Annotated in this window: 1 pseudogene; it reads left to right on the top strand. The window is 33.7% G+C overall.

The features are described 5' to 3' along the window. Positions 1-255 (top strand): annotated as a pseudogene (locus tag ACEN4I_RS13640) (hypothetical protein); the annotation flags it as partial.

Here is a 255-nt window from a genome sequence, read left to right as displayed (position 1 = left end):
ACAAGCTGTATCGTTGTTAACTCCCTTTTCTATTAGCCATACAAAAGTAAAATCTGTACTGGATAAAGTAGGTAGTTTACAAAAGAACTATACAGAAAATCGTCTTTTGGATATCAATCAAGTAGAAAAACCAAAACATAAAAAGAAAGTTCCCTTTCTGTTCATAGAAGGCGATGGTTTAATGTATAAGGCGACTAAAAAGAAACGAGGAGAAATTCATCGTATTCAAATCGCCGAAGGAGTAGAGAAAAATGG

Origin of the sequence: Desemzia sp. FAM 23990, assembly GCF_045528485.1 — a bacterium.
In the GTDB taxonomy this organism is placed as follows: domain Bacteria; phylum Bacillota; class Bacilli; order Lactobacillales; family Carnobacteriaceae; genus Desemzia.
The sequence above is the reverse complement of the archived record's forward strand: the minus strand, read 5'-3'. Positions and strand labels throughout refer to the sequence as shown.